20 protein-coding genes are annotated in these 20802 nt (G+C 65.1%); 11 read left to right on the forward strand and 9 right to left on the reverse strand.

The window, feature by feature from the left end; translation table 11 throughout:
- The 4 genes from AC6RA4_RS10435 to AC6RA4_RS10450 all read right to left on the reverse strand — a co-directional run.
- Positions 1–397 (reverse strand): RNA polymerase sigma factor region1.1 domain-containing protein (locus AC6RA4_RS10435; RefSeq protein ID WP_500160048.1); only part of this gene is annotated, 397 nt, incomplete at its 3' end.
- Between the two features lie 143 nt (positions 398–540).
- On the reverse strand, positions 541–2502 hold the full coding sequence (gene dnaG, locus AC6RA4_RS10440; protein WP_500160049.1) for a DNA primase: 1962 nt from the start codon (positions 2500–2502) through the stop codon (positions 541–543).
- Between the two features lie 110 nt (positions 2503–2612).
- Positions 2613–2903 (reverse strand): hypothetical protein, encoded by a 291-nt coding sequence (locus tag AC6RA4_RS10445; protein ID WP_500160051.1) that lies wholly within the window; start codon positions 2901–2903, stop codon positions 2613–2615.
- A 90-nt stretch (positions 2904–2993) separates the two neighbouring features.
- Positions 2994–4430 (reverse strand): Glu/Leu/Phe/Val family dehydrogenase, encoded by a 1437-nt coding sequence (locus AC6RA4_RS10450; RefSeq protein WP_500160053.1) that lies wholly within the window; start codon positions 4428–4430, stop codon positions 2994–2996.
- A gap of 443 nt (positions 4431–4873) precedes the next feature.
- On the opposite strand from AC6RA4_RS10450, the gene AC6RA4_RS10455 reads away from it, so the two are divergent.
- Genes AC6RA4_RS10455 through AC6RA4_RS10465 form a run of 3 tightly spaced genes read left to right on the forward strand, consistent with a single transcriptional unit; the run spans position 4874 to position 7472 of the window.
- Positions 4874–6199: a Tad domain-containing protein gene (locus tag AC6RA4_RS10455; protein WP_500160055.1), complete on the forward strand. Its 1326-nt coding sequence runs from the start codon at positions 4874–4876 to the stop codon at positions 6197–6199.
- Positions 6196–6732, forward strand: coding sequence for a TadE/TadG family type IV pilus assembly protein (locus AC6RA4_RS10460; RefSeq protein ID WP_500160057.1), 537 nt, complete (start codon positions 6196–6198; stop codon positions 6730–6732). Before AC6RA4_RS10455 ends, AC6RA4_RS10460 begins: the two co-directional genes overlap by 4 nt.
- A 14-nt stretch (positions 6733–6746) precedes the next feature.
- Positions 6747–7472, forward strand: coding sequence for a TadE/TadG family type IV pilus assembly protein (locus AC6RA4_RS10465; RefSeq protein ID WP_500160058.1), 726 nt, complete (start codon positions 6747–6749; stop codon positions 7470–7472).
- An 81-nt stretch (positions 7473–7553) separates the two neighbouring features.
- Here the strand turns inward: AC6RA4_RS10465 and AC6RA4_RS10470 are convergent, their stop codons facing one another.
- Both AC6RA4_RS10470 and AC6RA4_RS10475 read right to left on the reverse strand, forming a co-directional pair.
- The gene (locus tag AC6RA4_RS10470) at positions 7554–8045 is read right to left on the reverse strand and encodes a hypothetical protein (RefSeq protein ID WP_500160060.1); all 492 of its coding nucleotides are present in this window, start codon (positions 8043–8045) and stop codon (positions 7554–7556) included.
- Positions 8046–8066: 21 nt separating this feature from the next.
- Positions 8067–8900 (reverse strand): prephenate dehydratase, encoded by an 834-nt coding sequence (locus AC6RA4_RS10475; RefSeq protein WP_500160061.1) that lies wholly within the window; start codon positions 8898–8900, stop codon positions 8067–8069.
- Positions 8901–9031: 131 nt separating this feature from the next.
- On the opposite strand from AC6RA4_RS10475, the gene AC6RA4_RS10480 reads away from it, so the two are divergent.
- The 5 genes from AC6RA4_RS10480 (at position 9032) to AC6RA4_RS10500 (ending at position 15544) form a co-directional block, all read left to right on the forward strand.
- On the forward strand, positions 9032–9541 hold the full coding sequence (locus AC6RA4_RS10480; protein WP_500160063.1) for a c-type cytochrome: 510 nt from the start codon (positions 9032–9034) through the stop codon (positions 9539–9541).
- 209 nt (positions 9542–9750) lie between these two features.
- Complete coding sequence (locus AC6RA4_RS10485; protein ID WP_500160064.1) at positions 9751–11643, forward strand: extracellular solute-binding protein; 1893 nt, start codon at positions 9751–9753, stop codon at positions 11641–11643.
- Positions 11644–11650: 7 nt separating this feature from the next.
- A complete protein-coding gene (locus AC6RA4_RS10490) occupies positions 11651–12733 on the forward strand; it encodes a microcin C ABC transporter permease YejB (protein ID WP_500160066.1) in 1083 nt (360 codons plus the stop codon).
- Positions 12734–12815: 82 nt separating this feature from the next.
- A complete protein-coding gene (locus AC6RA4_RS10495) occupies positions 12816–13955 on the forward strand; it encodes an ABC transporter permease (protein WP_500160080.1) in 1140 nt (379 codons plus the stop codon).
- Entirely contained in the window at positions 13952–15544 is a 1593-nt protein-coding gene (locus tag AC6RA4_RS10500) for an ABC transporter ATP-binding protein (protein ID WP_500160068.1), read from the forward strand. The genes AC6RA4_RS10495 and AC6RA4_RS10500 overlap by 4 nt, the downstream gene beginning before the upstream one ends.
- 58 nt (positions 15545–15602) lie before the next feature.
- On the opposite strand, the gene hemN is transcribed toward AC6RA4_RS10500, so the two are convergent.
- Positions 15603–16958 carry an oxygen-independent coproporphyrinogen III oxidase gene (gene hemN / locus AC6RA4_RS10505; RefSeq protein ID WP_500160070.1) on the reverse strand — a complete coding sequence of 452 codons (1356 nt, stop codon included), beginning with the start codon at positions 16956–16958 and terminating at the stop codon, positions 15603–15605.
- A gap of 107 nt (positions 16959–17065) precedes the next feature.
- On the opposite strand from hemN, the gene fnrL reads away from it, so the two are divergent.
- A complete protein-coding gene (gene fnrL / locus AC6RA4_RS10510) occupies positions 17066–17812 on the forward strand; it encodes a transcriptional regulator FnrL (RefSeq protein ID WP_500160071.1) in 747 nt (248 codons plus the stop codon).
- Between the two features lie 13 nt (positions 17813–17825).
- Here fnrL and AC6RA4_RS10515 read toward each other — a convergent pair whose 3' ends face one another.
- Positions 17826–18176 carry a DUF1428 domain-containing protein gene (locus AC6RA4_RS10515; protein WP_500160073.1) on the reverse strand — a complete coding sequence of 117 codons (351 nt, stop codon included), beginning with the start codon at positions 18174–18176 and terminating at the stop codon, positions 17826–17828.
- Between the two features lie 59 nt (positions 18177–18235).
- Here AC6RA4_RS10515 and AC6RA4_RS10520 point away from each other — a divergent pair, with 59 nt between their 5' ends.
- A complete protein-coding gene (locus tag AC6RA4_RS10520; RefSeq protein WP_500160075.1) occupies positions 18236–18688 on the forward strand; it encodes a MarR family winged helix-turn-helix transcriptional regulator in 453 nt (150 codons plus the stop codon).
- A gap of 56 nt (positions 18689–18744) precedes the next feature.
- Here the strand turns inward: AC6RA4_RS10520 and AC6RA4_RS10525 are convergent, their stop codons facing one another.
- Positions 18745–19584 carry a universal stress protein gene (locus AC6RA4_RS10525; protein ID WP_500160077.1) on the reverse strand — a complete coding sequence of 280 codons (840 nt, stop codon included), beginning with the start codon at positions 19582–19584 and terminating at the stop codon, positions 18745–18747.
- Between the two features lie 202 nt (positions 19585–19786).
- On the opposite strand from AC6RA4_RS10525, the gene AC6RA4_RS10530 reads away from it, so the two are divergent.
- A partial coding sequence (locus AC6RA4_RS10530; protein WP_500160078.1) for a cbb3-type cytochrome c oxidase subunit I occupies positions 19787–20802 on the forward strand: 1016 nt, incomplete at its 3' end.

Raw genomic sequence — 20802 nt, forward strand, 5'->3', positions numbered from 1 at the left:
CGCGCGACAGCAGCTCGACCGAGCCCATCTCGCGCAGGTACATGCGCACCGGGTCATCGGTACGGTCGAGCTTCTCGTTGGTGCCCGACGACAGCGCGACGTCGCGCCCCTTGGAGGCGTCGACCAGTTCGGTCGAGCCCTTGTTGGCGTCGTCCTCGGCCTCTTCGTCTTCCTCGGTGACCTGGATGCCCATCTCCGAGAGCATCGACATCACATCCTCGATCTGGTCCGACGAGACCTGATCGGGGGGAAGGACCTGGTTGAGTTGGTCGTAGGTGATGTAGCCACGCTCGCGCGCCTCGGCGATCATCTTCTTGACCGCGGCCTGGCTCATGTCGAGGCTGTGCGCGTCGTCCTGAGTTTCCGGCTTGGCGTCGTCGTTGTCTTTGGCTGCCATTTAGAGCTCCGTCAAAGGGAGGCGGCCGGACTGGCCGGCGGTCGCAAAGGGTAGAATGATTCGTTGCTGCGAATCATGGGGGGAATCAACTGATTCGGCCACCCGTTTACCCCGTTTTCCTCCAGTTTTCCCTCTCCGCACAGCTAGTTCCCGTGCTTGGAAAAGCGAATCTGTTCCGTTAGCGCCTTGAAGGCGTCTCGTTCGTCCTTGTCCAGTCGGGCCCCGTTGGGCCCGAAATCGTAGTCCATCTCGCCCTCGTCCTTGCGCAGAACCGCCTCGTTGCGGGCCTTTGCGGCCTGGGCGAGGCGCCATGTCAGCGCCTCGTCGGCGAGGTGTTCCAGGTCTTCCTCGGCTTCGGCGATCTCGGCCGCGGCGCCGGAGCGCGCGGTGATCTTCGACAATTCCTCGGCCACGGTCATCCGCGCCAGCTCAATATCACCGGGCCGTCGCAAACAGGGAACGACCGCGACATGGCGTGCCGCGAGCAGGTTTTCAAGGGGCTCGACCCCGATTCTGTACTCTGCCTCCTCGCGCAGGGCGGCGGCGCTGTCGGCATTGTTGCGCAACAGCACGTCGCGCAGCGAGGCGCGCACCGGATCGGTACAGTTGAGCACTTCGAGCCCCTGCTCGAACTCGGCGATGAGCTCCGGCGTCGAGAGCAGCACGGCGAGGATCACCGCCTCGCGCAGATCGTTCTCGGCCGTATCTCCGGCGGCAACGAGGAGCGAGCTCTTGACGCTGGCGCTCGGCGGGGCGGGCGCGTTCCACGCCCGGCGCTGGCCGCCACCGCCGCCACCGCCAAACGCCCGCTTGGGGCGCTGCGGACGGAAGAGCTGGAAGCGCATTTCCTTGATCTCGTCGCCGTAATGGCGCCGCAGGCCCGGATCCTGGATCTGGCGCAGCACCTCGCGCAGCCGCGCATCGAGCGCCGCCTTGCGCTCGGGGCTGTCGAAGACCTTGCCCTCGGTTTCGCGCCGCCAAAGCAGCTGCACCATCGGCATCGCGCCCTCGAGCACCTTGGCGACCGCCCCCGCCCCCTCGGCGCGCAGCAGGTCGTCGGGATCCTTGCCCTCGGGCATCAGCGCAAAGCGCAGCGTCTTGCCGGCCTGCAAGAGCGGCAGGGCAAGGTCGATCACCCGGTAAGCGGCGCGCAGGCCCGCCTTGTCGCCGTCGAGCGCCACCACCGGCTCGTCGGTGATACGCCAGAGCAGCTGCAGCTGGGTCTCGGTCACCGCCGTGCCGAGCGGCGCCACCGAGGCGCCGAACCCGGCCTCCGACAGCGCGATGACATCCATGTAGCCCTCGGCCACGATCAGCGACTGGCCCTTGCCGGCGGCCTCCCGGGCGGGGCCGTGATTGTAGAGGTTGCGTCCCTTGTCGAAGAGCTCGGTCTCGGGCGAGTTGAGGTATTTCGCGTTGTCGCGCGGATCCATGGCGCGGCCGCCGAAGGCGATGGCGCGGCCGCGGGCATCGCGGATCGGAAACATGATGCGGTTGCGGAACACATCGTAGGGCGCCTTGCCCCGGTCCGACGGCTTGGCAAGCCCGGCGCCGAGGATCAGGTCCTCGGCCACGCCCTGCCCGCGCAGATGATCCCAGAGGTTCTGCCAGCCTTCCGGCGCGAAGCCGATCTCGAAGCGGTCGCGCACGTCTTCCTTGAGCCCGCGCCGGTCGAGATAGGCGCGCGCCTCGGCGGCCGCGCCGGCGCGCAGCTGCATCCGGAAGAAGCGCACCGCCTGCTCCATCACCTCGGCCAGCTGCTCGCGGCGGTCGGCCTTCTTGGCGGCCTGTGGGTCGCGCGCCGGCATCGGCATCCCGGCCTCGCGGGCGAGGATCTCGATGGCCTCCATGAATTCGACGTTCTCGCTCTCGCGCACGAAGGAGATCGCATCGCCCTTCGCATGGCAGCCGAAGCAGTAGTAAAAGCCCTTGCGGTCATCGACGTGGAACGAGGCCGACTTTTCCTGGTGGAACGGGCACGGCGCCCACATGTCGCCCTTTGCCTGGTTGGACTTGCGATTGTCCCACATGACCTTGCGCCCCACGACCTGAACCAGGCTCGTGCGGTTGCGCAGCTCGTCTAGGAAACCGGGGGGCAGACTCATGGTGCAAATATCAGGCCAGCGGCGGTCCGAGTCCAGATGGTCTGACCACCTTGTCTCAAATACCCCGGCGTTGCCGTCGGGGCGCCGCGCCCTCTGTCAGCGCCGGCGCGTCACTGCGCCAGGCACTGTGCCTCCCATGCCGCGCCAACCTCGTCGGTGAGCTGTTCGTCGGGCAGCGACCAGATCCACTCCGCCAGCATGTCGCCGGCGCCGCGGTCGCCGATCTGCTCGCGCAGCACGGCCCGGCCCTTCGCCTTGGCCACGCCATCCTTGCGCGCCTCCACCGCCTGCATGACGATCTTGGCCGAGGCCGCGCAGGAGGCGGCCTTGTCCTGCTGCGCAGTGGCGGCGAGCGGCAGCGGGGCGAGAAGACCAAGGGCAAGGGTCAGGCGAAGGATCATGGCGCGGGCTCCTGCTGGGGATCAGTCGGGCCGAGCCATAGCGCGAGCGGGCGGCGCTGTCACGCCGCCCCGGCAAGGCTCCGCCCAGGCTCAGAGCCCCTTGGCGCGGTAGCTGCTCGCCACCCGGTCGATGGCGACGATGAAGGCGGCGGTGCGCAGGTCGGTGACATCGTCGCGCCCGTGCCAGACCTCGCGCATCGACTGGTAAGCGATGCGCATAGTGTCATCGAGCCCCGAGCGCACCAGCTCGAGCTCGTCGGCGCCGCGCAGGTATTTCTCCTTGAAGCTTGGCGTCAGGCTCCAGGCATCGCCCAGCATGTGATCGAGCCGCTCGAGCTCGTCGACCACGAGCTGGTGGCGCGATTCCTCCTGTCGGCGCTGCATCCGGCCAAAGCGGATGTGGCTGAGGTTTTTCACCCATTCGAAATAGCTCACCGTGACGCCGCCCGCATTGGCGTAGAGATCGGGGATGATCACCGTGCCACGGTTGCGCAGGATGTCATCCGCCCCGGCGGTGATCGGGCCATTGGCGGCCTCGATGATCAGCTTGGCCTGGATCTTGTGGGCGTTGGTGAGGTTGATCACCCCCTCGAGCGCGGCGGGGATCAGGATATCGCAGTCGCTCTCCATGACGCTGCCGCCATCGGCAACGCTGTTGGCCTCGGGGTAGCCGCGCAGACCGCCATGGCGCACCAGCCAGTCGCGCACCCGCTCGACATTGAGCCCGTTGGGATCGTAGAGCGCGCCGTCGCGCTCGATGATGCCGACGATCAGCGCGCCGTCATCCTCGGACAGGAACTTGGCGGCGTGGTAGCCCACATTGCCCAGCCCCTGCACCACCACGCGCTTGCCCTCGAGCTTGCCCGAGAGCCCGGCGATGGCGACATCCTCCGGGTGACGGAAGAACTCGCGCAGGGCGTATTGCACGCCGCGCCCCGTGGCCTCGACCCGGCCGGCGATGCCGCCCGCGTTCAGCGGCTTGCCGGTGACGCAGGCGCGCGCGTTGATGTCGGTGGTGTTCATGCGGGCGTATTGATCCGCCATCCAGGCCATCTCGCGCTCGCTCGTGCCCATGTCGGGGGCGGGCACGTTCTGGCTCGGGTTGATGAGGTCGCGCTTGATCAGCTCATAGGCAAAGCGCCGGGTGATCTGCTCGAGCTCGTACTCATCATAGTCTCGCGGATTGATGCATAGCCCGCCCTTGGAGCCGCCGAACGGCGCCTCGACCAGCGCGCATTTGTAGGTCATCAGCGCCGCCAGCGCCTCGACCTCGTCCTGGTCGACCGCCGAGGCGTAGCGGATGCCGCCCTTGACCGGCTCCATATGTTCGGAATGCACCGCGCGATAGCCGGTGAAGGTGTGGATCTGGCCGCGCAGGCGGACCCCGAAGCGCACCGTATAGGTGCCGTTGCAGACCCTGATCTTCTCTTCGAGGCCGGGGGGAAGGTCCATCAGGGCGGCAGCCCGATTGAACATCAGATCGACGCTCTCGCGGAACGTCGGCTCATTCGCCGGTGCAGCGCACATGGTATCTCCTCCCTCGGTCGCCTGCTCCTGTCCCGGACCATGATCGACCGTTGGCGTTAACTGTAGTTTGCCAGAATCGTTTGGCAAAACCCTTTTTGCGCCAGATTCGCGAAGCTGAATTCATGTTTCATTAGCGCTGGCCCGAGGCATTGTCCCCGCGCCCGAAACAACCCGCGCGCGCATGTCATTTTTGTTTTCCGATAATGCCGCAATTGCAAGAGTTTACCACTAAATTGGCCCCAATTTAGCCATGATGACCGGGCATAACCGACACCGTCGCAAGTGTGTTTTGAGTGGGGCTTTCCGAAAGAATTCGGAGGGAAGGAGTCGGGAAAATGAAGCAAACCTCTGCTTTCAGAGGCGGTCGCCTTCGGCGGACCGAAACATCGGTTTCGGCCCTCGTCACGCGTCTTCGCCAGTTCCACCAAAACGAGTCCGGCAGCATGACGGTCATGGCGGTCGCGCTGTCGCTGTTCATGATGATCTTCGGCGGTATCGGCATCGACATGATGTACGCCGAGCTGCAGCGCAACAAGATCCAGAACACCCTCGACCGCGCGGTGCTCGCCGCTGCCGACCTCGACAACGAGCTCGACGCACAGGGCGTGGTCGAAGATTACATGACCAAGATGAGCCTTGGCGAGGCGCTGGTGTCGGTCGATGTCGACGAGGGTCTGAACTACCGCACGGTGACCGCCGACGGCTACCGCACCATGCCGTCGAACTTCATGCAGCTGATCGGCATCGACAACATGCAGGCCGGCGGCCACGCGCAGGCCATGGAGCGCATCAACAAGGTCGAAGTCTCGCTGGTGCTCGATATCTCGGGCTCGATGGACAACGACAACAAGATGGCAGAGCTGCAGACGGCGGCGTCCGATTTCGTCGACACGCTGCTCAACGACGGCTCCGAGGATCTCGTGTCGATCTCGCTGGTGCCCTATTCCGAGCATGTGAACGCCGGGCCTGAGATCCTGAGCTATCTCAACGTGGACTGGCAGCACGGCTACTCGCATTGCATCGAGATGCCGAACAGCGCCTTCGACTCCGCGGCCCTCGACCTCTCGATCACCTACGATCAGATGCAGCATTTCCAGTGGAACTATGCCGGCATCAACACGCTGACCGATACTGTCTGCCCGCGCTACGAATACGAGCGCATCCGCCCGTGGAGCCAGGATGCCACCGCGCTGAAGACCCAGATCAACCAGCTTCAGCCGCGCGCCGGCACCTCGATCTTCATGGGCATGAAATGGGCGAGCGCCCTGCTCGACCCGTCGACCCGCGGCATCGCTTCGGGGATGATCGCCAATGGCAGCGTCGACGCGGTGTTCGAAGGCCGTCCGGTGGATTACACCGAAACCGACGTGCTCAAGACCATCGTGCTGATGACCGACGGTCAGCACGACCGCTCCTACCGGCTCCAGGACTGGGCCTATGACGATCAGAACGAGATCGCGCTCTGGTCGCAGTACAACCTCTGGCACTACCTGTACTACTTCGTGAACTCGTCGAGCTGGGGCAACTTCTACACCCAGAAATACGACGCCACGACCGGTGACTCGCTGCTGAGCAGCATCTGCACCGCAGCCAAGAACCAGGGCATCCTGATCTGGTCGATCGGCTTCGAAGTCTCGGATCACGGTGCCGATGTGATGCAGAGCTGCGCCTCCTCGCCGGCCCACTTCTTCCGCGTCGAAGGTGTCGAGATCGCCGAGGCCTTCTCGACCATCGCCCAGACGCTCAACCAGCTGAGGCTGACACAATGATCGGTCGTCTCGCAAAAGCCTTCCGCCGCTTCCGCAAGTGCGAAGACGGCTCGGCAGTCGTCCCCTTCGCGCTCTGGACGCCCGTCATGATCGGTATCGCGCTGTCGACCGTCGAGGTCGGTGCAATGACCCTGCGCCACACCCAGCTCGAGCGGGCGCTCGATCTGACGGTGCGCGATGTCAAGCTGGGCACCGGCCAGGTCTACACCCATGCGCAGCTCAAGCAGATGATCTGCGACCGGACCACGATCCTCGGCGATTGCAGCGACATGCTGCACCTCGAGATGGTCGGCCTCGACATGCGCGACTGGACCGATCCGCCGGCGCGCGTGGAATGCACCGATGTCGCGCTCGACGTCACGCCGCAGCGCAACTTCGAGTTCGGCCAGGAGCACGAAACCATGTTCCTGCGCGCCTGCTACAAATACAAGCCGATCACCCCGGTCTCGCGGATCGGGAACCCGGTCAAGACCGACGCGAACGGCTACACCGGCGTCGTGTCGACCGCCACGTTCGTGCACGAACCGATGTAAGGGAGGGAGAAGACATGCTTATCAAGACCAGGCTCGGATCCCTGCTGCGCAGGTTCCACCGCGACAACGAGGGCTACGTCACCATCGAGGTGATGTTCATGCTGCCGGTGCTGTTCATCCTGTTCGGCGCGGCGTGGGTGTATTTCGACGTGTTCCGTCAGCAGTCGGTGAACCAGAAGGCGAATTACGCCATCGGCGACATGATCTCGCGCGAGACCGAGGAACTCGACGACACCTATATCGACAACACCTTCAAGCTGTTTGGCGCGCTGACGAGGAATCTCACGGACCCGGACGAACTGACCGGCCTCTACAGCGCAGACATGCGGATCACGGTTGTCGAGTACAACGCCAACAGCCAGAAATACTCGGTGGTCTGGTCGGCAGCGCGCGGCGATCTCGAAGAGCTCGCCAATAGCGACGCGCAGAACTACGCCGACCGCCTGCCGATCATGGTCAATGGCGGCCAGACGATCATGGTCGAGACCGCCGAGGCCTATAACCCGGTGTTCAACGTCGGCCTCGATCCGTTCCAGATCCAGACCTACAGCTTCACCCACCCGCGCTATGCACCGCAGGTGCTCTATGCCGGAGCCGAGGGCGAGAACAACGGCTGGGGCAACGGCGACCAGGATGCGCCGGGCGAGTCGCTCTGCAACAACAACGCCGAGAACGCCACCGACTGTACAAACGAGGATGGCTCCAACAACGTCGAGCCGAACAATAAGCACAAGAAGTGATCCCGCCCGGGCAGACCCGGAGCAAACAAAAAGGCCGCGCTCCCGGGCGCGGCCTTTTTGCATCTCGGAAGGCGCGACAGCTCAGAACTGCGCCTCGCCCATGTGCCGTGCCACCAGCATCGACAGCGCGTCGGCCATCGGCTTGGTGTCGCGCCCGGCGGTGACGCCGCCGACCGCGACCCGCTTGCCCATGCGCCACCAGAGCCCCGGCTGCCACGCGCGCGGCTGTTTCTCGTGAAGCTGGATCAGGAAGCCGTTCGACGGCTTCATGGCAAACATCGAGCGGTCGACCTTGGCGATCTCCTCGACCCGCGCCAGCACCGCGCCGGAACTGTCGCTGAGCCCCTCCTCGGTGAGGATCAGGTCCCGCCCGGTGGCGCGCCACATCAGCTGCGCCATCCACAGCGCCGCAACGCCAAGCACCAGCAGCACGCCCTGCCAGTAGAGCTCTGCCGGCGGCTCCGCCACCAGCAGCCACAGCAGGAGCACGCCAAGCGCCGCCAGCGTGCCCACGCCGATGACCCGGCGTGCCGGGGTCGCGCTGACCCGCGCGATGATCTTGGTCTCGTCCATCTTGTCTCCCTCCGTCAGCCGTCAGTCGCGCCGCGGATCGCGGGGATAGACGCCGAGGATCTCCAGCCGGTTGGTGAAATAGGCAAGCTCGTCCAGCGCGCGCTTCACCGCCGGATCCTCGGGGTGGCCCTCGATGTCGGCGTAGAACTGCGTCGCGGTGAAGGAGCCGTTGACCATGTAGCTCTCGAGCTTGGTCATGTTGACGCCATTGGTGGCAAACCCGCCCATCGCCTTGTAGAGCGCCGCCGGGATGTTGCGCACCTCGAAGATGAAGGTGGTCATCATGCCATGGGTGCCGCGGCAGCTCAGGTCGGCCTCCTTGCCCATGATCAGGAAGCGCGTGGTGTTGTGGGCGTGGTCCTCGATGTGCTGGGCAAGGATCTCGAGCCCGTGGGTCTCGGCGGCGAGATCCGAGGCCAGCACGCCCTCGTCGCGATGCTGAGAGCGGGCCAGCTCTGCCGCCGCGCCGGCGCTGTCCGCCGCCGCCTCGCCCTTGATGCCGTATTTCTCGAGAAAGCTCGCCGCCTGCGGGATCAGCACCAGATGGGCGCGGACCTTCTTCAGCTCTTCGAGCTTCACGCCCGGCATCGCCATCAGGCTGATATGCACCCGCACGAAGGCCTCGTCGACGATGCGCAGACCGCTCGCCGGCAGCAGGCGGTGGATGTCGGCCACCCGGCCATAGGTGGTGTTCTCGACCGGCAGCATCGCGAGTTTGGCCCGGCCGCTCTGCACCGCGTCGATCACCTCTTCGAAGGTGTGGCAGGGCAGCGCCTCCATGTCGGGCCGGGCATCGCGGCAGGCCTCGTGCGAATAGGCGCCAAGCTCTCCCTGAAAGGCGATACGATCGGTCATGGGTGCGTCCAATTCTCTCTTTATCGATGCGCAATGGCCTCTTGCGCGATTGGTCGCGGCTTCTATACCTTGCCAGACGACAAGGGAAGCCGTAGACACCGGCCGGAGGACATTCTTGGGACACGCAGCATATGTTTGACACGATGACGATTACCAAAGCGGTAGGCGGACTTTGCGGTGCGCTTCTGATCTACCTGCTAGGCAACTGGGTTGGCGAGTCACTCTACAGCATGGGTGGCGGCCACGGTGAGGAGCACGCGGCAGCCTACGTCATCGACACGGGCGGCGAAGGCGCCGCCGAACCGGAAGCCGAGGTGGATTTCGCCACGCTGATGGCCGAGGCGGATGCCGGTGCCGGCGAGAAGGTCTTCGGCAAGTGCCGCGCGTGCCACAAGCTCGATGGCACCGACGCCACCGGCCCGCACCTCAACGGTGTGGTGGGCCGCGAGATCGGCGCCGTCGGCGGTTTCGGCTATTCCGGCGCGCTTGACCAGGTCGGCGATGTCTGGAGCCCCGAGAACCTCTTCGCGTTCCTCGAGAGCCCGCGCAACGCCGCGCCCGGCACCACCATGAGCTTCGCGGGCCTCAACAAGCCCAAGGACCGGGTGAACCTGATCGCCTATCTCGAGGGCACCAACTGATCTCACGATCGGTTACCGGAATTTCGAAAGGCCGCGCTTCGTCGCGGCCTTTTTCATTGCGCCCGCCCGTCTTGCATCGCGCCGCCACGACACGGCGAAATCGCGCTCCGATCACGCAGACTCGAGCAAACACCGCTTGAATGTGGTCGCCGCGCGCCCTTAGCTTACATCAACCGGCACGGAAGAAGCCGCCAGCAAGGGGAGCCCAGATGATCCGAACGATGACGCGCGCCGCCACCGCCCGACCCGCCCTGTCCCTCGGATCAGCGCTTTTCGCCCTCAGCCTCGCGCTTTCGGCTCCGGCCGCCTTCGCGCAGGACGGCGAGACCATCATCACCTCGCACGGCGTCTCGTCCTTTGGCGAGCTGAAATATCCCGAGGGCTTCGCGCATTTCGACTATGTGAACCCCGACGCCCCCAAGGGCGGCGAGATGTCGACCTGGGCCTTCGGCACCTTCGACAGCCTCACCCCCTACATCCTCAAGGGCAACGCCGCCGCCATGTCGACGGCCTTCTACGACAGCCTCCTGACCGGCACGCTGGACGAGCCCGATGCCATGTACGGCCTCGTCGCCGAGAGCGTCGAATACCCCGAGAGCCGCGAGTGGATCATCTTCCACATGCGCCCCGAGGCCAGATTCCGCGATGGCTCGCCGGTCACCGCCGAGGACGTGGTGTTCTCGTTCAACATCCTCGTCGAGAAGGGGCTGCCGAGCTTCCGGGTGCAGTTCAACGACATCGAGAAGGCCGAGGCGCTCGACGACCACACCGTCAAGTTCACCTTCGATCCCGACGGCCCGCTGCGCGAGCTGTTGATGACCGCCGGCGGCCTGCCGATCTTCTCCAAGGCCTATTACGAGGATCGCGATTTCGCCGAGAGCAGCCTCGAGCCGCCGATGGGCTCGGGCGCCTACGAGCTTCTCTCGGTCGATCCCGGCCGCTCGGTCGCCTACAAGCGGCGCGACGATTACTGGGCCAAGGATCTGCCGGTGAACGTGGGCCAGAACAATTTCGACATCCTGCGCGTCGAGTATTTCGCCGATTACACCACCGCCTTCGAGGCCTTCAAGGGCGGCGCCTATACCTACCGCGAGGAGTACCAGTCGCGGATCTGGGCCACCGGCTACAACTTCCCCGCCATCAATGCCGGCACCATCGAGGTCGAGACCCTGCCCGATGGCCGCCCCGCCGGCACCCAGGGCTTCTGGTTCAATCTGCGCCGCGAGAAATTCCAGGATCCGCGCCTGCGCGAGGCCATCGGCATGGCGTTCAATTTCGAATGGTCGAACGAGAGCCTGTTCTACGGCCTCTACGACCGCACCGACAGCTTCTGGGAGAACTCGCAGACCCTGCAGGCCAGCGGCATGCCGTCGGAGGCCGAGCTCGAACTGCTCGAGCCGATCCGCGAGTTCATCCCCGAGACCGTGTTCACCGAGGAGGTCTTCACCCCCGCCACCTCGAGTTCGACCGAGCTGGCCGACCGCCGCACCCTACGCCGCGCCGGCAAGCTGCTCGAAGAGGCCGGGTGGGAGGTGGGCGATGACGGCTTCCGCTACAAGGACGGCCAGCGCCTGACCATCGAGGTGCTCAACGACAGCCCCTCCTTCGAGCGCATCATCAACCCCTATATCGAGAACCTCAAACGCCTCGGCATCGAGGCCCGCGCCAACCGGGTCGATGCCGCCGAGGCGCAGGAGCGCGAGAAGAACTTCGAGTATGACATCGTCACCCAGCGCTTCGCCATGAGCCAGACCCCGGGCGACGAGCTGCGTTCGGTCTTCGGCTCGGAAACCGCCGACGTGCCGGGCTCGTCCAATATCGCGGGGCTCAAGAACGAGGGCGTCGACACGCTGATCCGCGCCATCGCCGATGCCGAGAGCCGCGAGGCGCTGACCACCGCGGTGCACGCGCTCGACAGGGTGCTGCGGGCGATGCATATCTGGGTGCCGCAATGGTACAAGGGTGTGCACAACATCGCCTATCTCGATGCCTATAGCCGCCCCTATGACGACACCCCGCCCGCCTACGGGCTCGGCGTGATGTCGCTGTGGTGGTGGGACGAAGACAAGGCCGCCACGCTGCGCGCCGCAGGAGCACTGTAAGCCGGCCATGGGCGCCTATATCCTAAGACGACTGCTGCTGATCATCCCCACGCTGCTGGGCATCATGGTCATCAACTTCACGCTGGTGCAATTCGTGCCCGGCGGCCCGATCGAGCAGATCATCGCCCAGGTCCAGGGCCAGGGCGACGTGTTCGAGGGCTTTGCCGGCGGCGGCGGCGAGGTCGCCTCCGGCGGGGCTGGCTCCGAGGAATACGCCGGGGCGCGCGGTCTGCCGCCCGATTTCATCGAAGAGCTCGAGCGCGAGTTCGGCTTCGACAAGCCCCCGGTCGAGCGCTTCTTCAACATGCTGTGGAACTACATGCGGCTCGATTTCGGCGAGAGCTATTTCCGCTCGATCAGCGTCATCGACCTGGTGCTCGAGAAGATGCCGGTGTCGATCTCGCTGGGCCTGTGGTCGACGCTGATCGCCTACGCGATCTCGATCCCGCTCGGCATCAAGAAGGCGGTGCAGGACGGCAGCAGCTTCGACACCTGGACCTCGGGCGTCATCATCGTGGCCTATGCGATCCCCGGCTTCCTCTTCGCCATCCTGCTGCTGGTGCTCTTCGCCGGCGGCTCCTACTGGCAGATCTTCCCGCTCCGGGGGCTCACGTCCGACAACTGGGAGATGCTGAGCTGGCCCGCGAAGATCGCCGACTATTTCTGGCACATCGCGCTGCCGGTGATCGCCTCGACCATCGCCGCCTTCGCCACGCTGACCCTGCTGACCAAGAACAGCTTCCTCGACGAGATCAAGAAACACTACGTCATGACCGCCCGCGCCAAGGGCCTGACCGAGCGCCGCGTGCTCTATGGCCACGTCTTCCGCAACGCCATGCTGATCGTCATCGCGGGCTTCCCGGCGGTGTTCATCGGCGTGTTCTTCTCAGGATCGCTGATCATCGAGACGATCTTCTCGCTCGACGGGCTGGGCCGGCTCGGCTTCGAAGCAGCGGTGGCGCGCGATTACCCGGTGATCTTCGGCACGCTGTTCATCTTCGGCCTGATCGGCCTCGTGGTCGGCATCCTGTCGGACCTGATGTATGTGCTGGTCGATCCGCGCATCGATTTCGAGAAGCGGGAGGGCTGAGATGAGCGTTGATCCCGATCCCCAGCGCCCCGAGGACGCCCGCGAGGGCGGAGGAGGCCTCCGCCCGCAGCCCGAGCCCGGAATGCCCGTCGCGCGGCAGCCGAAACCCGGCCGCTTCGCGCTGTCGCCGCTGAACCAGCGCCGCTGGCGCAATTTCCGCAAGAACGGCCGCGCCTTCTGGTCGCTGGTGATCTTCACCATCCTGTTCACCCTGTCGCTGTTTGCCGAGTTCATCGCCAACGACAAACCGATCCTGGTGAACTATCGCGGCGAATACCGCATGCCGATCTTCTCCTTCTACCCGGAGACGGCCTTCGGCGGAGATTTCCGCACCGAGGCGGTCTACCGTGACCCCGAGGTGCAATGCCTGATCAAGACCGGCGGGCTGGAGGAGTGCTTCGACGACCCCGAGGGGCTGATCGAGGCGGTGGATGCGGGCGAAACGCTCGAGGGTGATTTCGACAAGGGCTGGATGATCTGGCCGCCGATCCCCTACAGCTTCAACACCCCCGTCGACCGCCCCGGCGCCGCCCCCCTGCCCCCCAACGCGCAGAACTGGCTCGGCACCGATGACACCAAGCGCGATGTCGCGGCGCGGGTGATCTATGGCTTCCGCCTGTCGATCCTCTTCACCCTGATCGTCACCGTCAGCGCCTCGCTGATCGGCATCGTGGCGGGCGCGCTGCAGGGCTATTTCGGCGGCTGGCTCGACCTGATCTTCCAGCGCGTGATCGAGATCTGGTCGGCGACACCGTCGCTCTACGTCATCATCATCCTCTTCGCCATTCTCGGCCGAAGTTTCTGGCTCTTGGTGATCCTAACCGTGCTTTTCGGCTGGACGGCGCTGGTCGGCGTGGTGCGGGCCGAGTTCCTGCGCGCGCGCAACCTCGAATACGTGCGCGCCGCCAAGGCGCTCGGCGTGTCGAACGCCACCATCATGTTCCGCCACATGCTGCCCAACGCCATGGTCGCGACGCTCACCATGCTGCCCTTCATCGTCACCGGCACGATCAGCACGCTGGCAAGCCTCGATTTCCTCGGCTTCGGCCTGCCCTCCTCGGCGCCCTCGCTGGGCGAGCTGACGCTGCAGGCCAAGCAGAACCTACAGGCGCCGTGGCTGGGCTTCACCGCCTTTACCGTCTTCGCGCTGATGCTCTCCCTGCTCGTCTTCATCTTCGAAGGCGTGCGCGATGCCTTCGACCCGAGGAAGACCTTCTCATGAGCACGCTTCTCGAGGTGAAAGACCTCGTCGTCAGCTTCCGGCAGGACGGCAAGGAGACCCGCGCGGTCAAGGGCGTGTCCTTCGACCTGCAAAAGGGCGAGACCGTCGCTCTGGTGGGCGAGTCGGGCTCGGGCAAGTCGGTCACCGCGCTCTCGACCGTGTCGCTGCTGGGCGATGCCGCCCGCGTCGAGGGCTCGGTCACCTACAAGGGGCAGGAGATGATCGGCGCGCCGGGCAAGCTCCTGCGCGAGGTGCGCGGCAACGACATCAGCTTCATCTTCCAGGAGCCGATGACCTCGCTCAACCCGCTGCACACGCTGGAAAAGCAGCTCTCCGAGAGCATCGCCCTGCATCAGGGCCTGACCGGCGATGCCGCCCGCGCCCGCATCATCGACCTTCTGAACAAGGTCGGCATCCGCGATCCCGAGAGCCGGCTCTCGGCCTATCCGCACCAGCTCTCGGGCGGGCAGCGTCAGCGCGTGATGATCGCCATGGCGCTGGCCAACGGCCCCGACCTGCTGATCGCCGACGAGCCCACCACGGCGCTCGACGTGACCATTCAGGCGCAGATCCTCGAGCTTCTGGCCGAGCTCAAGGAGGCCGAGCACATGAGCCTCCTGTTCATCACCCACGACCTCAACATCGTGCGCCGCTTCGCCGACCGGGTCTGCGTGATGAAACAGGGCGAGATCGTCGAGCAGGGCCGCACCAAGGATATCTTCGACAACCCGCAGCATCCCTATACCCAGATGCTGATCTCGGCAGAGAGCACCGGCCTGCCCGACCCGGTCGAACCCGGCTCGGAAGAGATCGCCAGCGCCGACAACCTGAAGATCTGGTTCCCGATCCAGCAGGGCTTCCTGAAAAAGACCGTGGGCCATGTGAAGGCGGTCAACGACGCCAGCTTCACCGTGCGCGCCGGCGAGACCGTGGGCATCGTGGGCGAAAGCGGATCGGGCAAGACGACGCTGGCGCTCGCCATGATGCGGCTGATCCAATCCGAGGGCGGCATCACCTATCGCGGCCAGAACGTGCGCGACTGGTCGACCCGGCAACTGCGCAAGCTGCGCTCCGAGATCCAGATCGTCTTCCAGGACCCGTTCGGCTCGCTCTCGCCGCGCATGACCTGCGAGCAGATCATCGCCGAAGGCCTCGGCGTGCACGGCTCGCCCGACGGCAAGCCCGCCTCGCAGGCGGTCGACGAGGTGATGCGCGAGGTCGGGCTCGATCCCGCCAGCAAGCACCGCTACCCGCACGAGTTCTCCGGCGGCCAGCGCCAGCGCATCGCCATCGCCCGCGCCATGGTGCTACGGCCGCGGCTGGTGGTGCTCGACGAGCCGACCTCGGCGCTCGACATGACGGTGCAGGTGCAGATCGTCGACCTGCTGCGCGAGCTGCAGCGCAAGTACGACCTCGCCTACCTGTTCATCTCGCACGACCTCAAGGTGGTGCGCGCCATGAGCCACAAGATCATCGTGATGAAGCAGGGCGACGTGGTCGAAATGGGCGAGGCCGCCGAGGTCTTCGAGCGCCCGAAATCCGACTATACCCGCAAGCTCTTTGCCGCCGCCTTCGAGCTGGCCGGCTGACACGAGAAACGCCCGGCGCTCGGGATCGCAAGCGCCGGGCGGTTTGCTTGACGACAGATCAGACCGCCGAGCTGTGCCCGGCCTTGGACAGGTCGTAGGCGTCGAAATGGCGCGCGATCATCCGGGTCAGCGGACGCGCCTGCTCGGGCACGAAGAGCCCGTCCTCGGTGATCTCGAGCAGACCTTCGAAAGCGCTGTTCACCCGGGCATACATCGCCGAAAGCTCGGCTTGCGAGGCGCCGTAGTCGCGCATCAGCTCGGCGGAACGGATGCGGAAATCGCACATCAACATCTCGATCATCCGCGCCCGCAGCATGTCGTCTCCGGCAAAGGCATGGCCCTTGGCGGTGGCAAAACGGCCGTCGCGGATCGCCCCGGTATAGACCCCGGTCGAGGGCGCATTCTGAGCGTAACCTTGCGGGAATTTCGAGATCGACGAGGCCCCGAGCCCGATCAGCACCTCGGAGGTGTCGTCGGTATAGCCCTGGAAGTTGCGCCGCAGCCGGCCGGTCTTCTGGGCGATGGCCAGCCCGTCATCGGGCGCCGCGAAATGGTCGATGCCGATCTCGGCATAGCCGTCCCAGACGAAGAGCCGGCGGGCGGTTTCGAACAGGTCGAGCCGTTCCGACGGGGTCGGCAGCGCCTCGGAGGGGATCATCTGCTGGCGCTTTGCCATCCACGGCACGTGCGCATATCCGTAAAGCGCCACCCGGTCGGGCGCGAAGGAGAGCAGCTTCTGCACCGTCTCGGTGATGCGCGAGCGGGTCTGGTGCGGCAGGCCGTAGAGGATATCGGCGTTGAGGCTGTGCACGCCCCGCTCGCGGATCATCTCGACCGCGGCGCGGGTGACGTCATAGCCCTGCGGCCGGCCGATGGTCTGCTGAATCTCCTCGTCGAAATCCTGCACCCCGATCGAGGCGCGGTTCATGCCGCCGGCGGCCAGCACATCGAGCCGCTCGCCATCGAGTTCGTTGGGATCGATCTCGACCGAGAACTCGGCATTGTCGGCGAAATCCGCGACCTCGTGGACCTTGTCGATCAGCGCCCGCATCAGATCGGGCGAAAGCAGCGTCGGCGTGCCGCCGCCCCAGTGCAGGCGCGAGAGCTTCACCCCGCGCGGCAGGTGCCGCTTGAGCAGGTCGAGCTCGGCCTTGAGCGTTTCGACATAGGTCTCGACCGGGCCGAGCGTTGCCGTGCCCTGCGTCCGGCAGGCGCAAAACCAGCACAGTCTGCGACAGAACGGCACATGAAGATAAAGCGAGACCGTTCCGTTTTCCGGTACGCTTTCGACCCAGGACGCAAAATGCTCCGGTGTTACCGCATTCGAAAAATGCGGAGCCGTCGGATAACTGGTGTACCGGGGGACCTTCGCGTCGAAGAGACCCAACCGCGAGAGTTGTGTTCGAGTGTTCATGCGCCTACATTTAGAAAGCCGCAGGTAGCGCAACTTTGACCCAGATCAAGACAAGACCTTCGTGTCGGTTTTTCAGACAGGCGCGCAGACAGGATTGAGTAAGAAACATGCTGAACGAACGCAGCCTCTCTGTCTCTCAGGAATGCGCGGATTGCCCGATCCGTCACCGCGCGGTCTGCGCCCGCTGCGAATCGGACGAGCTCGAACGTCTGGAAGAGATCAAGTACTACCGGAAGTTCGAGGCAGGTCAGACCGTTATCTGGTCCGGCGACCGGATGGATTTTGTCGGCTCGGTGGTTTCCGGCATCGCCACGTTGACCCAGACCATGGAAGATGGGCGCACCCAGATGGTGGGCCTGCTGCTGCCCAGCGATTTCGTCGGCCGACCCGGACGCGCCACCGCCGCCTATGACGTGGTCGCCACCACCGATCTGGTGATGTGCTGCTTCCGCAAGACCCCCTTCGAAGAGCTGATGCGCCAGACCCCGCATATCGCCCAGAGGTTGCTCGAGATGACCCTCGACGAGCTTGACGCCGCGCGCGAGTGGATGCTGGTGCTCGGCCGCAAGACCGCCCGCGAAAAGATCGCCTCGCTGCTGTCGATCATCGCCCGCCGTGACGCCTCGATCAACATGACCACGGCGCATGGCAATATCGTCTTCGACCTGCCGCTGACTCGCGAGGCAATGGCCGATTACCTCGGTCTTACGCTGGAAACCGTGAGCCGCCAGATCTCGGCGCTGCGCAAGGACGGGGTGATCGAGCTCGAGGGCAAGCGTCACGTCACCGTGCCCGACATGAGCCGCCTTCTGGAAGAGGCCGGCGACGACGCCGATGGCGGCGTCTTCGCCTGACCGACCCTGCCGGTCAGGCCTCGAAAAGCGTCTCGAAGCCGCCAAAGATCATGCGCTTGCCGTCGAACGGCATCTCCATCATCTCGCGCCAGCGCGGGTCGGTCTCCATCGAGGCCCAGCAGGCATCGCAGGTTGCCTTGTCGGGCCAGAGGATCCACGAGAACACCACCGCCTCGCCCTCCTGCCGCTTCACCGCCATCGGGAAGGACGTCACCTCGCCGTCAGGCACATCCGCCTCCCAGCATTCGCGGATCCCGGTCGCGCCGTAATCCTTGAACAACTGCCAGCTCTTTTCGGCGCTTGCGAGATAGGCGGCCTTGTTCTCGACCGGTACAGCGGCCATGAAACCGGATACATAGGACATTGACGATATCTCCCTGTTGCACGAGGGAAGGGTATCAGACAAACTACGTTGATACCAACATGAATGACCGCATGGACCCGGACCTGCCGATCGAAACGACGCTTGAAGTGCGTGACCGCTGCCTCTGCCTGCAGGCGCAGCGCGCGGCGCGGGCGCTTGCGCGCCGGTTCGACACCGCGCTGAAGCCGCTCGGCCTTACCAACGGGCAGTTCTCGATCCTGATGTCGCTCAACCGGCCCGAGCCGCCGCGGATCTCGGATCTGGCACCCTTCCTCGCCACGGACCGCACCACGCTGACCGCCGCGCTGAAGGTGCTCGAGCGGCGCGGGCTGGTGGAGAGCCGGGCCGATGCGCAGGACCGCCGCAACCGTCGCCTCACGCTGAGCGAGGATGGCCGCGCGCTGATGAAGCAGGCGGTGCCGGTCTGGCGGGCCGCGCACGATGCGCTCGACGCCGAGCTTGGCGAGGCTGACCCGGCCGCGCTGCGCGCTGCCTTTTCAGCGATCAAATGAACAGGGGCGGCGCGTGATGCGCCGCCCCGTTCCTGCGTGAAGCCACTTGTTTCAGGTCAATGCGCGAGGAAGACCGGCACGTCGGCCTGCTCGAGCATGTTGCGGGTCGCGCCACCGAGGATCGCCTCGCGGAAGCGCGAATGGCCATAGGCCCCCATCACGATCATGTCCGCATCGAGATCCTGCACGTGGCGGCACAGCACATCGGACACGCGCGGCATGGTCTTGGACAGCACGTCGATCTCGGTTTTCACGCCGTGGCGCGCGAGGAACTGCGACAGCGCCCCGCCCGGATCCGAACGGTTCGGCCCGTGCTGCGGCGGATCGATCACCACCACATGCACGTTGTCGGCGCTCTTCAGCAGCGGCAGCGCCGCCCGCACCGAGCGCAGCGCCTCGTTGCTCTCGTTCCAGCCGATCACGACGCGCGACGGCGTTGCGGTCGGGGTCACGCTGTCGGGCACGACCAGCACCGGGGTCTGGCCCTCGAAGAGCGCGCCCTCGGTGACCGGCTCGAGCTCGACGCCATGCTCCTTGCCATAGGGCTTGGGCAGCACCACGAGATCGGCAAAGCGCGCCCGGCCGGCCACGTGGCGGCCGATATCGGCAAGCTGCGCGACGCCTTCCTCGACGGCCCAGCGGGCGTCCTTCTTGCCCAGCGCGCCGCGGACCACGCCCGCGAGCTTCTCGGCATCGGCAGTGGCGCGGGTGATGGTCTCCTGCAGGATCATCGCGTTGGCACCGGCGTAGTAATAGCCGGTCTGTGTCCGGTCGACGCCGAAGCACAATGCATCGAGATGCGCATCCCAGCCGGCGGCAAGTGCCGCGGCGTGATCGACCGTCGACTGGGCCAAGGCCTCGTCGGTGACCACGGTAAGTATCGTCTTGTAGCCCATCTGTTCGTCTCCTCGGAAGTCAGTGGCTTCGCCAGCACTCTACGGCTGCGCGAATGGCCGCACCTTGACAATGCTCAATGGCTTGGAGGGAAAGCCTTGATACAGATCAAAGTATGTACGCAGCCAAATGCCCATTAACCGGTCAGTCTAAAACCGCCTGCGCGGCAACGAATCGTGCGGGAGAGAGACGAAGGGACGAACAATGATCAATTACCTCAAGCTCATCGTGCTTGGCGTGATCGCGCTGTTTGCGCTGATCGCCGCCAACTATGCACGAGATGTGGCTTACATGGTCCACGCCATCATCATTTTCATGGTGACAGCAGGGCTTTTCCTGTGGACCCTCCGCCATACCGACGAACCCGTGCCTGCCAAGGTGCTGGAAACCTCCTATCTCGACGGCGTCGTGCGCTACGGCGTCATCGCCACCGCTTTCTGGGGGGTCGTCGGCTTCGCCGCCGGCACCTTCATCGCCGCGCAGCTCGCCTTCCCGGTGCTGAACTTCGACTGGGCCCAGGGCTACATGAACTTCGGCCGGCTGCGCCCGCTGCACACCTCGGCGGTGATCTTCGCCTTCGGGGGCAACGCGCTGATCGCCACGTCCTTCTACGTCGTCCAGCGCACCTCGGCGGCCCGGCTCTGGGGCGGCAACCTCGCGTGGTTCGTGTTCTGGGGCTATAACCTGTTCATCGTCCTCGCCGCGACCGGCTACCTGCTCGGTGGCACCCAGTCGAAGGAATACGCCGAGCCCGAATGGTACGTCGATCTCTGGCTGACCATCGTCTGGCTCGCCTATCTCGCGGTCTTCGTCGGCACCATCGTGAAGCGCAAGGAGCCCCACATCTACGTGGCCAACTGGTTCTACCTGAGCTTCATCATCACCGTCGCCATGCTGCACGTATTCAACAACCTCAGCATCCCGGTCTCGATCTGGGGCTCGAAGTCGGTGCAGGTGTTCTCGGGCGTGCAGGATGCGATGACCCAGTGGTGGTACGGCCACAACGCTGTGGGCTTCTTCCTGACCGCGGGCTTCCTCGGCATGATGTATTACTTCGTGCCCAAGCAGGCCGAGCGTCCGGTGTTCTCCTACAAGCTCTCGATCGTGCACTTCTGGGCGCTGATCTTCATCTACATCTGGGCCGGTCCGCACCACCTGCACTACACCGCACTGCCTGACTGGGCGCAGTCGCTCGGCATGGTGATGTCGCTGGTATTGCT

The organism is Salipiger sp. (assembly GCF_059781815.1).